The organism is Corynebacterium sp. 1103A (assembly GCF_055700955.1).
Genome location: NZ_JASTTF010000022.1, coordinates 1 through 11,733, shown reverse-complemented (window position 1 = coordinate 11,733; position 11,733 = coordinate 1). Strand labels below are relative to the sequence as shown.

Genomic DNA, 11,733 nt, shown 5'->3' with positions numbered 1-11,733 from the left:
GGTCGGTTTTCTGCTTTCCATTCCTCAATATGGGCAAGCCAGCGCACCTTGAATTCGGTGAGGTTATGGCGAATGGTTGCGCGGTCTAGGAGAGCAGAGGAAGTCATGTTAAAAGCATATAAGCTGCCCTGCTCCCTCAAGGTTTTCTCCAAGTGAGGTTTTATCTAACTGCCTAACGGCAGGGGAACCGTATATTGCTTACGGTATGACCCCCCCTACAACTCGGGAAGCAACCCTGCAGTACGTAGCTCTCGCAGATGCCGTTTGACGGTAGATTCAGACACGCCTGTTTCAGCCATGATTTCTTTGCGCGACGGAAGCTTACCGGTTTCTACAAAGCTTTGACCGACAAGGGCTTGAATTCTTGCACGCGTCGTTTGCCCCTGAACTCGCTTCCTTCGGTGCGTTCGCTCCAGTTTTGCAAGTTCAGACTGCGCATAGTCGCTATCACGGTCTTTCCAGCGTTGTGAGGCTTTCTGTCCGCCTCTGCGGCCCATCGTGGCCAAGGCTTTCCGCTCGCTGCTCGTGGCTTTACCTGGCGCGCTAGAACCGCTGTAGACCTCGCTCTTGGATTGAGTCACGTAGCCGCGCACGCGCCTAGCCATGGTTTGGCGGTCGCGCATGGGTGGCATCTCGTTGTCGCGGCCTGCGCCGCCGTGGGTATGTGCGACGTTGTAGGCGTGCTCATAGGCGTCGATGATTGCTGCGTCTGTCAGGCGTTGGCCTTGCTGGCGCAAGCGGTGTCCCATAGAATATGGCGATTAAGCGCCATTCAGACGAGGTCAATGCAGAAAACCGGCGAATCTTTCAGTGGAGTTGGTTGTGCCAGGGCGTGACAGCTACATGGGCAAGGAAGTCGCGTAAGCAACTTTCGCGGCAACGCGAGAACCATGAACTAACACCACGCACAACGACTAGTGTCGCCCCCGACAGGTTGAAGGAACTGACCAAAAATCAGGCCAGTCTCTCCCTTATCCTTAAAGACTTCCGTAACCACACACTTGAATGCTTACGATTGCCAGACTTTCCTTTAAGCCGATCGTGCTTCCTTTTGGCTTGAAGGCGACACCTTCTGCTGGAAAAAGAGATGACGTTTGTCATCACTTGAGGGAAGAAGGGTCATGATCATTAAAGGGATAGTTCCCACTATGGGGATAAAAAATAATACAACTAGAATTCCGGAGAATCCCGCATCTTGCAGCCGTCTCGATAGCAACGCAAGAAAAGGCAGAAACACGATTGCTGCTATCACTTCTTCTAGCGATACTCCATGAAAATCACCTAAATGATTATCGAGCATGCTGACGAAGAATGAACCAATAGTCAAGAAGAAAAAAATCCACCAGTATTCACTTCTAGAGGCTGACCCTTTAAAAGCAAAATATCTCAAGAAAAACCGTGACACGGCCTGCTGCGGAGACGCCCCATGCAGGGCCTGGTAGGAAGACTGCTTATCCATAATAAAATCTCCTTCCGCTAAAAGAATACTTTAGGGAAGGATATTTCCTATCCCTTAACAACTACCGATCTCGTCTGCCCCAACCAAGGCTCCTAAGTTCGGGTTTACGGTTAGCCGGGTTTCGCCAGGCCCTACACACCTATCCTCGGATGCGTAAAAATACTTAACTTTAATCTTTACTGGATGGTTTTTGCAGTTAGTGTAAACGGCCTCTTCGTATTTTCCATCGTCGCCTTTGCCGGCGATAGGGCTCCCCGTAGCTTTTCCCACGAAACCGCATACTGAAGCTGAAGCGATAGGGCTGACCGTCAACAAGCCTAGTGCTGTACATCCAGCAATAACTGTCGAAAGTGTTTTACGAGTAATTTTTCCCATTATTTAGCACGCTCCAATCTTTGAAGCGCCGGAAATTTTCTTCCCTTCTCGAGTCGTGCCAAGTTGGGAATCTCCTGGGTTAACACAAACTTCGTAATCTCCACTTTCTGCATTAACCTTGATCTTTTCGTTTCCACCACTGCAATTTCCCCAGAATGCTGTTTCAACTCTGCCACCAGGAAAAGGAACAGTTACATCCACTACAGGAATAGTCACATCCCCCCAATTGTGTTCTCGGTCAATGTGCTCAGTGTGGTAGCCGCAAGTAGTCGCCGAAGCTTCAGGAGTTTCGCCAATCGTCACCATCCCAGCGAAAACAAGAGATAGTGCCCCTGTGCCGACGAGCATTCTTTTAATACCCGAACTTGCGATTGGAGTAGTTTTACTCAAACCTGACATGAAAAGCTCCCTTAATTTCAAACAAATGAACCAGAGCAGAACCAGCGCTCCGTGCGACCTACGCTACTCACAATCGGTTAGTTAAGTAAAGGATATAACGGAAAAGTCATCCAAAGCTTTATCGATGTTAATTCCCAATTAACTAAACGCCCTACAGGTCACTAAATACGCCAACCACTAACGTCCCCACAGTCGTTTGGGCATCTATGGCCAATTCGTAAGCGAGCCAAGCCCATTACCTCCCATCTGCACTACTGCTTAATGACAGGGAACATGCTCAACAAACTTTTCGGGCGCGAAGCGGCCAAGATTGCACGCCAAATCATCGACCAGGCCGAGCCGTTTAACGCCGCCCACACCACCGGCTGGGGACTACCTTGCAAGCCCACCGTCACACGCCGCTAACGCGCACCAGTACGCCGGCTGATAGAAGTCGCCCAGCACGCGCATGATAGACACGCGTACTGGGCGACTTTCGCTTTCAGTGACGTAGGGGAATTTCGCCAAGGTTCCAGGCAGGCGCTTAGAGCGCTTATCTTCTGGGGTGTTGAGGATGCGGAATAGCTCGTTGAGCTGTGGTCCGAGGGTTTCTGGGGTGGTTTCGTTGCGCACGAACTGAGCGAAGAGGTGCGGGGTGTCCCAGAGTCCGGCATCGTCTCCGAATAGGAGGAAAAGAATGCGGGTGAGGTAGACCGAGGTGCGCATGACGCGCTCGTCTTCTTCCTCCGGGTTGGTTGGGGCTTCATCGCCCACGGCTTCGTCTACTTCGTCGCCATTCATCGCGCGAAACAGGTCAACCATCAAGCGTGATGCTTCCAGGGATGCTTGTTCTTCCTCGCGGTACTCGGAAGTCTCGTAGTCGGCAAGAAACGCGAGTTGCTCGACGTGCTCGTCAATCTCGGCAAGGCTAAAAGTAACGTCCCAGTCTGCGGTATCGCCGACGTAGTCGCGGTTGAGGCGCGTGATACGCAGGGTCTCGAAGTTGGAGCAGATGACGTAGGGCGGCAGCTGTGAGTTCGGGATAGTACCGCCCAACAAATAGTCCAGCGCCTGGTTGTGTGCATTGTCGAGGTTGACCCCGAGGGATTTTGCTTCGCCGATGACTTTGCCGGGCATGAATAAGTCGATTTTGCCGGTGCGTCCGGTCGATGCTCGTTTAGCGCTGCGCTGGTACAGGTAGATGTCGCGGGCGTTAATGCCGAAGCAGTCGAGGAGGTCGCCCCAGAACTGTTGGTCATGGCTTGATTCAGTGGCTGGTCGGTTTTCTGCTTTCCATTCCTCAATATGGGCAAGCCAGCGCACCTTGAATTCGGTGAGGTTATGGCGAATGGTTGCACGGTCTAGGAGAGCAGAGGAAGTCATGTTAAAAGCATATAAGCTGCCCTGCCCCTCAAGGTTTTCTTCAAGTGAGGTTTTATCTAACTGCCTAGCGGCAGGGGAACCGTATATTGCTTATGGCGTGACACATTTATTTTGGTAACTTAGTCCGTCCTCTGGGGAGAGATATACCTGCCATCCTTAAAGCCCGGTTTACCGTCGGTCTCGATACACCGAACTCTTCCATAGCATCAGGAATAGACGGGTATTGACCGGTCTGGCCAAAGGTATCAGCAAAGAAAGCTGCGATTCTGAATGCGTTACTCTTTCCTGTGGCAGTACGTCGATTATTCGCAGCGGACAAAGTCGCACGGCGTTCCTGCGCATATTTGCCCTCGGGGTCTGTTTTCCAGCGTTCTGCTGCTTTCTTGCCGCCTCTGCGTCCCATGGTGGCTAGTGCTTGGCGTTCGCTGCTGGTGGCTTTACCTGGCGCGTTAGAGCCGCTGTAGGCATCGCTCTTGGATTGAGTGACGTAGCCGCGCACGCGCCTTGCCATGGTCTGGCGGTCGCGCATGGGTGGCATCTCGTTGTCGCGGCCTGCGCCGCCGTGGGTGTGTGCGACGTTGTAGGCGTGCTCATAGGCGTCGATGATCACCGCGTCTGTCAGGCGTTGGCCTTGCTGGCGCAAGCGGTGGCCAGTCTTAAGCGCATGCCTAAAGGCAGTTTCGTCGCGTGCTGCGGTTCCTTGGGAAATCCAGAGAACGCGCACGCCGTCGATAAGTTCCGGGTCGTACTGGTCGAGTCCACCGGCGATTTCTGCGTCTACGTCCTGGGCAAGCGCTTTGAATGCTTGAGCTTCTTCGCGGCGGGTCTTGACCGCGTTAATGAGTTCTCGGCCAGAGCTAAACTGCTGGCGCGGGGCTGGGGCGAACTGGTCGTGTCCTGCCATATCCCTTACCTGCTTTATCAAGTCTCCAAGACGCATCACCCGGTTGTGCTGCCTATACCAACGATAAGCGGTAGGGGCCTTGCCTGTGTAGAACGGGTTTCGGCTAAAGCGATGGGCAAAGTGCGGATCATGGTCTAAAAGCTCACCCAGCACACGCGTAGTCGCAGCCAGCAACTTCATCTGCGCAGATTTACCGTTACGGTCAGCGTAGACAGGGTCAATAAGCCAAATGAACTGGGCTTTGCCGTTAGTTGGGTTAATACCCACCCATGCCGGCCCGACGCTATGAGTAATCAGTGAGCGCACCACGTCGCGGACGTACGGGTTTAAGTCTGCGGGGTCACCGCCTGCGGTACCTACTTGATCAACGTCAACGACCAGGACGGCGGCGAATTGCTTGGTGGTGAGCATGGCGTACTCGCACCGTCCTAAAGCATCAGTCTCAAAGCGATACATACGCGGCGAGTTCGTACCGTCAGCGTTGCGTCGATAGGCCTTTTTAAAGTCTCGTGTGACTGAACCGTGAAGTACATCGCGGCCTAGATGATCGCGTAAAAGGTCGCGGTCACTGGCAGATGCTGGGGTGTTATCCAGTCCACCACGGTCGCGCTCGACACGGGTCGGTGTTTTAGTGTGCGCATTCTGCGCGTAAGCCTGTAAACTCATGGCTGTGCTTTCTCCCAGGTGCTAGCTGGGTGATAAGCGAAAGTCATCGGGTTGCCGCCCGGTGGCTTTCTTCGTTTTCATTGTCTTTCCCTGACTCTAAATGACATGGGTGTTATTTTCCAGTGGCGACACGCAGAAATTCGCAGGTGAAGACATATTTTTGGTTTACGCCCTGCACCACACCCTGGTTTACGCCGTGCGCTGAATCCTGGCAGAGCGGATTCCCCGTCCAGTCGATGGAAACCGCCCCTTTTTCTCGTTTTCTCGCCACACCGAAACAGCGCTCTGTTTCAGCACCCGGAGCGCAGTATGGTCAAGGCATGACCAGGCCTGACCAGGGTGACCACAAGGGTGACCACAAGGGTGACCACAAGGGTGACCATGCAGGTGTTCACCTGACCACGTGGTCACCCCGAAAGGCAGCCGAGGAAACCGGGGTAAGCCGCAGCACGATCATGAGAATGCTGCAAAAGGAAGAGCTTCCCGGAGCAAGGAAAATAAACGGTCAGTGGGCAATTCCAGTAACCTCCCTCGGGGCCGCAGGACTGCGCCCAGGAAAGCCTGCACCCGCCGAAGAATCGGTTATCCAAGAGGGTGACCACAGGGGTGTTCAGGGTGACCACAAGGGTGACCATGAACATGTCCGCACAGGTGACCAGGGTGACCACCTGAACACCCTTAATCTGCAACACAAACTCGAACTAGCAGAGCTGCGCGAGCAGTCCCTCCGCAAAGAATTAGAGGCTCAAAAAATACTGGCCTCAGAACGCGCGGCTCGTATCGAAGACCTCCAAAAGGCCCTACTGATGCTAGATCGCGGATCATCTGATGCCCCAGCCCCCGAACCATCCCCCGAACCGTCGAGGCAACCTACCGACGACAGCACAGCAGGCTCAGAATCTCCCGCCACACCTTCCTCAGCAGAAGCAGAGACTGCACACGAGGAAGAACCCAAGCAACCCTCACAGCAAGGATTCTTCGGCCGCCTTCGCGGCCTATTTTCCTAACCAGTTTCGAATGATCTCCTGGGCGTGACGCAACGCCATCCCATCCGAATTTCCTGACCGGGCTGCAGCATCCATTGCATCAAAAAACTCGTCTGACTCAGCCCATCGGGAAAGCTCGTCAAAGCACGGGTCAACCAACTCAGACTTCATATCGTTAGCCATGCGACCTACACACCTTCATCTACAAATGTTTCCAAATATGTCGTCCTTAAACTGCGAAAACGTAAAAACCACCCCTCCTAGACGGGATAGGAATGTACCCAAATATGTCGTTGCAGCCGGTGTGCCTCGGCCCCGCCGAGACACACCGGAACCGACTTTCGGCAGTGATCAATCTTCGATCTGGTGGCCCCACGGAGGCCGGCCGGTGAACGGCCGGCACCGCGCGCATCAAGGCGCGCGGCTAGAGGGCGCCGTGCGCCCGAAAACGGTGGCGCGCAGCGCCTCCACTAGCGGCACGAAGGGGCGACTATTCCAGGGGACCCGCACACACCCTAATGCGCAAACAGTTCCAGAGAATAAGGGCCAAAACGAAATGGAGCGCTGCCTATTCACTAGACAGCGCTTGCCACGACGATTTTCGTTCTGCTGTTTACACGACCACTAGAAATCAAGAAGCGCACAATAAAAGGAACTCCCCAGCATCTCCTTTCACTAGAAGCACTGGGGAGGACATTTACAGGAAGTTATCCGTACTTAGTAGATAAAAGAATTAAGTACGCATTTATACAGATTTACTCACTGGTTATTCCTGATGACTGTTTTTGACGTGATTGACCAGTACTGCTGCAACTATGGTGAGCAGTATGAGGATAAAAAATCCGAGGATCGACTTGTTTGCGATGGCGACATAACCTGAAATTGCCAGCCCAAATAGTGCAACGACAATCGCATTGGGAGATATTTTATGCCTGTTCATTAGTCCTCTTCACACTTGATCGTTAAACACACTCGTTGCCACGGACTGTTCCGTTCCACCTGTAATGGACTTTCATGCGGTCATTGCATTTCTTGTGGTGGCTGAGGACTACTGTTGCCCCGGTGATGATGGCTCCAACGACAGTGCAGGCAGCCCACCCGACAGCGGGAAGGGCGCAGATGGCGGTCCCCAAGGCAAACCCCGATCCGCTGATGATCATGTCCTGCTCAAGAGGGGTGAACTCTACCCAGAATCCCCCGTCTTCTCTCCCTCCGCTCACATAGGGAGTGACGGCATGTGGATCCCTTAACGTTAGATCCATGTGCTCGAGGTCGAAGGTTACGGTGGAGTCATCATTTACAGTTCGGGGAACATCCGAGTTGATCAGTTCCTCAAAAGCTTGATCCAGAACCTCCGGAGTGATTGATCCTTCTGCAGCGGTCTGTTCTTGGAACTCTTGAAGGGTTGTAGGATCGACCTTTTCTGCAGCGGAGGCTAGTCCCTGACCGGAACAAAGGATAGCTACGGAAGCTAGTGCCGTCAGTGCTTTTGACTGAGTTCTCATAGTGCTCCTAATTTTTAGACAGGTGGTTCACCTCCCGAGGTTACATGTTTCCGAATCATAGGCAATAGCTTTAACGAACTGTGTGAGGGCATCTATCACACCTCACGCGAGAAGGCACTTGGCAGTGCTACGTCCAAGCCAACCCAAGCACGATGAATAACCTTTTAGTGGTCGATATTGCCCCCTGACGCGCTTCTGCGCGCACTCTAATCGCTGACAACGCCATTACCCCCGCACCGAGTACGCCAAACGCAAGCCGCTGGCCTACGCCGCTCCGTCGATGGCGACAAGGGCTACTCCGGTCTGATGACTAAGAACCCAGAGCACATCGCCTGGGATAGCCATTGGGAACATTTGCGAATCCCCAGGTAGAAGCCGGAGGAATTGTCTCTTATGGATTGCATGTCCGGTGTACTGGAACTGGGCTTCTTCCTTTAAGCGCAAAGATCAGGCTTCAAGAAGAACATCTCGGATTTGTTTATGAGACCGTAGATGAAACCTTTAAGAATCTTACTGAGGGTGGCTACGGATTTGTTCGTGGAGAAGCGATCTGTGACCCAACTATTTCAGGGCATGATTATCGAATTGATGGAGAGATTTTTGCAGGAAAGCATCATGGCTTTGATATCTCCAAAGAAGTCCATCTTCCATGCAATGTGAACTAATTACTCTGCATAAGCCAGGCTTTTAGTTCCCCCTCTGCGCGCTCACAACCACCCGGGTAGTTTTCGTTCAGCTCTTCAGCCACGGAGTCAAAGATTTTCTTAGCGATAGCCTCAGCATGGTCAGGTTGAAGCTGCCCTCTTAAATCATTTAAGGGGGCAGAGAGAGTGGCATAAGGACTGGGGCGTAAAGAATAAGACCGCATGTCAGCGGCATATATTCGAGGCGTTGTCCCCAAAAACTGAGATTCAAGGACGACGTTTCCGAACACTAATGACGATAGGTTTTTCTCTTCCATAGTCGGCAGTTTACGGAAAATAAGGTGTGTTAACTGCCGACTTATTCAAGTATGGAAACTCGGCAGAGAATTAGGCAATCGCTTAATGCCGCCGCTTTTTCTTTGCCCTCCGGGCGGCACGATTCAAACCAGCAGGGGCGACAGAACGGCGCGCATTTTTCTCCATAAGCTCGGCGAACTCATGCACCGCAAGCACCAACTCTTGGTGCTCATCACTGACATAGAACTCGCGCCCCGTCCGGAGAGCGCGAGTCATCTCCCTGACGACACGAGCCGCGTCAGCTACCTCCTCTCTGGGGGTACGCAGCTTCAGCGTGGCTTGCTCATGCGCCTGCGCCAACTCCTCTTGGTGCTGTCGCCTACGGCGCTCACGCGACGCAGCAGCGCGGCATGCACCCGAGCAAAACCGGGCCTGCCGCCCACGCGGATCCGTCCGTTGCGGGATTGGTTTACCGCACCTTTCGCAGACTTCTTTTTGAGTTGCCATGCCCCCTACTTTATCGCACGTGCGATAAAACCTGCCAGGCACTAAAATGCCTGGTCACCCGATGTCACTAAGAGTGCATATAGTGTGTGTCTTTTCAGGCTCTTTGCGGCGTGGGTTCGGGCCGGTTCTTCCAGCCCGAAAGACTGACCGCCCTGGCGGGTAGGTCAGCAACATATTTGGATACATTCCGCCCGCACGGGCTTGTCAGACCTGCGGGGCAAGGTGTGAGCGCAGCGAGCACCGCGGCAGTGTGTCGCACAACGTGACACACGAGGTGACGCACGAGGTGACACAACGCGTGTAGGCCGGCGTGACACACGCGCTGTGTGCCCGTCTAAGCGGTTAAAGACCCGGCAGCAATACCCATGGAGGGCCAGACACTCCTACGCGATTGAGCACACGAGGACTGCACCGGGGCAACCGAGCCGGACGGCTCGGGCGGCAGCCCAAACCGAGCACCTGGAGCCGGACAACGCGGCAGTTTGGATACTCCTTTTCGCACAACCGAAATACGGTCACGTTAGGAGACCCCTATGGAAAAGAACTCGCATCCCCGCACCAGTCTTAAGCGACTTTCTGAACTTCACTCACTCGCACTAGGCGCTGCCTTCGGCGCAGTACTTGCCGACCCTATGACCACGATCCACAGCTGGACAGAGCTTCTCGATCTGCTCGTCTTCTGGCCGTAGCGGCAACACACTATTGGCACTCTTAGTGACACCGGGACATAGTCCATCCAACCCAATCTTGCTAAGAGAGGTTTTACTTAACTGCCTAGCGCCGGGGAACCGTATATTGCTTACGGTATTGCACCCCTATTCTTCCGGATACAATCCAGCTTCTTTAAGGGCCGCGACGTGGTACGCAACAGTGCGCCTAGACACTCTAACTTCCCTCCCTAGCTCCGCCCAGGTAGGGATTTTCCCAGTCTGTGCGAAGCTCTGGGAGGCCGATGTAAGAATCTATGCACGAGTACTGTTACCTGCAGCTTTCTTCCTACGATTAGCTGCGCTAAGCCTCTCCCGTTGCTCTTGTGCCATGTAGATAAGCCTCTGGGCACTAAAGCACTCAGAGGCTTATGCAGTTGGCATGGACTGACGGATACTCCGCGTTCGGTGAGTTCATCGACCAGGCGGTGGAGGTCGATAAGCGAGCGGGCAAGCCTGTCCATGCTCACCACAATGAGTTGATCGCCGGCGCGCACATAATTAACGGAAATTGCTCCTCATTAGTAGACAACTGTTTTCTTCAGTCACTACTAGTGAGGAGCAATTTTGCATGAATGTACTGTAAGCAGCTTCAGTACTCCCGAGCGTAGAGTTGCTAGCCCTATACGAGATCAATCGTTGCGGAGGCAATGGACGGCCTCAAGTATTCCCGCCCCGGGGTGTTCTTCTCGATAACGGCGAATTTCTTGTGCGGAAGGAGTCGGTTCTTGTGGTTGGGACTTACCTTTTACTGCAAAATCGTTCGCGTCAGAGCTTGTTTTGTTCCCGAACCAGAAAATTATGACTGCTACGAAAGCGATGATTCCTGCAGTGAGTGGTTGTCCGTCAATCCCAAAAGCAATTGCAGAGATGAGAAAGGCAAACCCTCCAGCGATTAGTAGGATTCGTTCAGCCACAGTGGTTTCCTCCTTTGGCTGTTTTAGTTAAAACATTTCTCCCGAATGCTGGTCACTCCAAAGAATTCACCAGCAAGCGCGGCGATAGTTCCTCCAGCTGCTTGCATCTTCTCGTAGGAAAAGCTTGCTCCCCACATGATTTGGACTGCCTCTCGGACGCCGCCAAGCTGAGCGATGAGCTTTTTAATCTTCAAGATTTTAGCTGCGCTCACCAGATTTGTTCCTAGGAAAAGTGCAATAGCGGCAGTGCACCCTGCGACACTAGCGCGAGTGGAAGTCATTTGGCTGTGCGTTGCCAACCATTCTTGAGTTGCTTTGTCGCCTTGGACAAGAACGCTGTCTGGAACAGAGTTGATAGTTTCCAGCGCTTCTGTCATTTCGCGAGCACGATCAGCCAATGCAGGATCTTTTTCTGCGTCGTAATACTCAGCGTAGACAGAAGTGGTGGAAGAAGGTGCGGCATTAGCTACAGCAGTTCCCGCAAAAGGCACAGTCGCAGCGAGAGTCAGCGACATAAGAGTGGTGGATAGGCGTTTGCGCGCATCATGGTTCCTTTCGGAAAATACAGTGTCGGAAGATATCGTCGGGTTAAGACAGCTTCAGCTTAAACGAAACTACTGTCGTTGTCTCCGCAACTGCCAGAACATAAACTGCTACTTAACCACGGGGCCGACAAGGAGCATGATCACCGTATGTGTTGCGTTGATGAATGCGCCCGTTGTCTTTTCGGTGCTTTATCCACTCACTATTACTATCTTTAGCAAGTTTCCGGCTCCATTCACGTTGCTAACACAAGTCGATTTTGCCAGTGCGCCCGGTCGATGCTCGTTTAGCGCTGCGCTGGTACAGGTAGATGTCGCGGGCGTTAATACCGAAGCAGTCGAGGAGGTCTCCCCAGAACTGTTGGTCGTGGCTTGATTCAGTGGCCGGTCGGTTTTCTGCTTTCCATTCCTCAATATGGGCAAGCCAGCGCACCTTGAATTCGGTGAGGTTATGGCGAATGGT

13 protein-coding genes and 4 pseudogenes are annotated in these 11,733 nt (G+C 53.2%); 2 read left to right on the top strand and 15 right to left on the bottom strand.

Annotation, left to right across the window (positions count from 1 at the left end; translation table 11 throughout):
- Positions 1-215: 215 nt before the first annotated feature.
- The 6 genes and pseudogenes from QQS52_RS11325 to QQS52_RS11300 form a co-directional block, all read right to left on the bottom strand.
- Positions 216-746 (bottom strand): annotated as a pseudogene (locus tag QQS52_RS11325) (ArsR family transcriptional regulator); the annotation flags it as partial.
- A 284-nt stretch (positions 747-1,030) separates the two neighbouring features.
- Positions 1,031-1,459 (bottom strand): DUF805 domain-containing protein, encoded by a 429-nt coding sequence (locus QQS52_RS11320; RefSeq protein ID WP_368520921.1) that lies wholly within the window; start codon positions 1,457-1,459, stop codon positions 1,031-1,033.
- A gap of 54 nt (positions 1,460-1,513) precedes the next feature.
- Positions 1,514-1,834, bottom strand: coding sequence for a DUF6355 family natural product biosynthesis protein (locus QQS52_RS11315; RefSeq protein WP_368520922.1), 321 nt, complete (start codon positions 1,832-1,834; stop codon positions 1,514-1,516).
- A gap of 3 nt (positions 1,835-1,837) precedes the next feature.
- Positions 1,838-2,233, bottom strand: a complete 396-nt coding sequence (locus QQS52_RS11310) for a DUF6355 family natural product biosynthesis protein (RefSeq protein ID WP_368520923.1) — start codon at positions 2,231-2,233, stop codon at positions 1,838-1,840.
- Positions 2,234-2,605: 372 nt separating this feature from the next.
- Positions 2,606-3,595 (bottom strand): type IIL restriction-modification enzyme MmeI, encoded by a 990-nt coding sequence (locus tag QQS52_RS11305; protein WP_472773938.1) that lies wholly within the window; start codon positions 3,593-3,595, stop codon positions 2,606-2,608.
- A 106-nt stretch (positions 3,596-3,701) separates the two neighbouring features.
- On the bottom strand, positions 3,702-5,165 hold the full coding sequence (locus tag QQS52_RS11300; protein ID WP_472773937.1) for a replication initiation protein: 1,464 nt from the start codon (positions 5,163-5,165) through the stop codon (positions 3,702-3,704).
- A gap of 146 nt (positions 5,166-5,311) precedes the next feature.
- Between QQS52_RS11300 and QQS52_RS11295 the strand changes: the two genes are divergently transcribed.
- Positions 5,312-6,172 (top strand): helix-turn-helix domain-containing protein, encoded by an 861-nt coding sequence (locus QQS52_RS11295; RefSeq protein ID WP_472773936.1) that lies wholly within the window; start codon positions 5,312-5,314, stop codon positions 6,170-6,172.
- Here the strand turns inward: QQS52_RS11295 and QQS52_RS11290 are convergent.
- The 3 genes from QQS52_RS11290 to QQS52_RS11280 all read right to left on the bottom strand — a co-directional run bounded on the left by QQS52_RS11290 (position 6,161) and on the right by QQS52_RS11280 (position 7,656).
- On the bottom strand, positions 6,161-6,334 hold the full coding sequence (locus QQS52_RS11290) for a hypothetical protein (protein ID WP_472773935.1): 174 nt from the start codon (positions 6,332-6,334) through the stop codon (positions 6,161-6,163). The two genes, QQS52_RS11295 and QQS52_RS11290, sit on opposite strands and share 12 nt — an antisense overlap.
- Positions 6,335-6,917: 583 nt before the next feature.
- Positions 6,918-7,091 carry a hypothetical protein gene (locus QQS52_RS11285; RefSeq protein ID WP_472773934.1) on the bottom strand — a complete coding sequence of 58 codons (174 nt, stop codon included), beginning with the start codon at positions 7,089-7,091 and terminating at the stop codon, positions 6,918-6,920.
- A gap of 22 nt (positions 7,092-7,113) precedes the next feature.
- Positions 7,114-7,656: a hypothetical protein gene (locus QQS52_RS11280; RefSeq protein WP_472773933.1), complete on the bottom strand. Its 543-nt coding sequence runs from the start codon at positions 7,654-7,656 to the stop codon at positions 7,114-7,116.
- Between the two features lie 344 nt (positions 7,657-8,000).
- Between QQS52_RS11280 and QQS52_RS11275 the strand changes: the two genes are divergently transcribed.
- Positions 8,001-8,321, top strand: coding sequence for a hypothetical protein (locus tag QQS52_RS11275; RefSeq protein WP_472773932.1), 321 nt, complete (start codon positions 8,001-8,003; stop codon positions 8,319-8,321).
- On the opposite strand, the gene QQS52_RS11270 is transcribed toward QQS52_RS11275, so the two are convergent.
- The 6 genes and pseudogenes from QQS52_RS11270 to QQS52_RS11245 form a co-directional block, all read right to left on the bottom strand.
- Positions 8,318-8,617 (bottom strand): hypothetical protein, encoded by a 300-nt coding sequence (locus QQS52_RS11270; protein ID WP_472773931.1) that lies wholly within the window; start codon positions 8,615-8,617, stop codon positions 8,318-8,320. The genes QQS52_RS11275 and QQS52_RS11270 overlap by 4 nt on opposite strands.
- A gap of 1,583 nt (positions 8,618-10,200) precedes the next feature.
- Positions 10,201-10,317: pseudogene (locus QQS52_RS11265) on the bottom strand (recombinase family protein); the annotation flags it as partial.
- A 126-nt stretch (positions 10,318-10,443) separates the two neighbouring features.
- The gene (locus tag QQS52_RS11260; RefSeq protein WP_472773930.1) at positions 10,444-10,728 is read right to left on the bottom strand and encodes a hypothetical protein; all 285 of its coding nucleotides are present in this window, start codon (positions 10,726-10,728) and stop codon (positions 10,444-10,446) included.
- Between the two features lie 23 nt (positions 10,729-10,751).
- Positions 10,752-11,243, bottom strand: coding sequence for a hypothetical protein (locus QQS52_RS11255; protein WP_472773929.1), 492 nt, complete (start codon positions 11,241-11,243; stop codon positions 10,752-10,754).
- A 142-nt stretch (positions 11,244-11,385) separates the two neighbouring features.
- Positions 11,386-11,496 (bottom strand): annotated as a pseudogene (locus tag QQS52_RS11250) (DUF2188 domain-containing protein); the annotation flags it as partial.
- Positions 11,497-11,514: 18 nt separating this feature from the next.
- A pseudogene (locus QQS52_RS11245) lies at positions 11,515-11,733 on the bottom strand (DNA methyltransferase); the annotation flags it as partial.

Excerpts from the sequence above, each read along its gene's own strand:
- QQS52_RS11320 (WP_368520921.1), bottom strand. The coding sequence starts at position 1,459 with ATGGATAAGCAGTCTTCCTACCAGGCCCTGCATGGGGCGTCTCCGCAG.
- QQS52_RS11315 (WP_368520922.1), bottom strand. The coding sequence starts at position 1,834 with ATGGGAAAAATTACTCGTAAAACACTTTCGACAGTTATTGCTGGATGT.
- QQS52_RS11310 (WP_368520923.1), bottom strand. The coding sequence starts at position 2,233 with ATGTCAGGTTTGAGTAAAACTACTCCAATCGCAAGTTCGGGTATTAAA.
- QQS52_RS11305 (WP_472773938.1), bottom strand. The coding sequence starts at position 3,595 with ATGACTTCCTCTGCTCTCCTAGACCGTGCAACCATTCGCCATAACCTC.
- QQS52_RS11300 (WP_472773937.1), bottom strand. The coding sequence starts at position 5,165 with ATGAGTTTACAGGCTTACGCGCAGAATGCGCACACTAAAACACCGACC.
- QQS52_RS11290 (WP_472773935.1), bottom strand. The coding sequence starts at position 6,334 with ATGGCTAACGATATGAAGTCTGAGTTGGTTGACCCGTGCTTTGACGAG.
- QQS52_RS11285 (WP_472773934.1), bottom strand. The coding sequence starts at position 7,091 with ATGAACAGGCATAAAATATCTCCCAATGCGATTGTCGTTGCACTATTT.
- QQS52_RS11280 (WP_472773933.1), bottom strand. The coding sequence starts at position 7,656 with ATGAGAACTCAGTCAAAAGCACTGACGGCACTAGCTTCCGTAGCTATC.
- QQS52_RS11270 (WP_472773931.1), bottom strand. The coding sequence starts at position 8,617 with ATGGAAGAGAAAAACCTATCGTCATTAGTGTTCGGAAACGTCGTCCTT.
- QQS52_RS11255 (WP_472773929.1), bottom strand. The coding sequence starts at position 11,243 with ATGTCGCTGACTCTCGCTGCGACTGTGCCTTTTGCGGGAACTGCTGTA.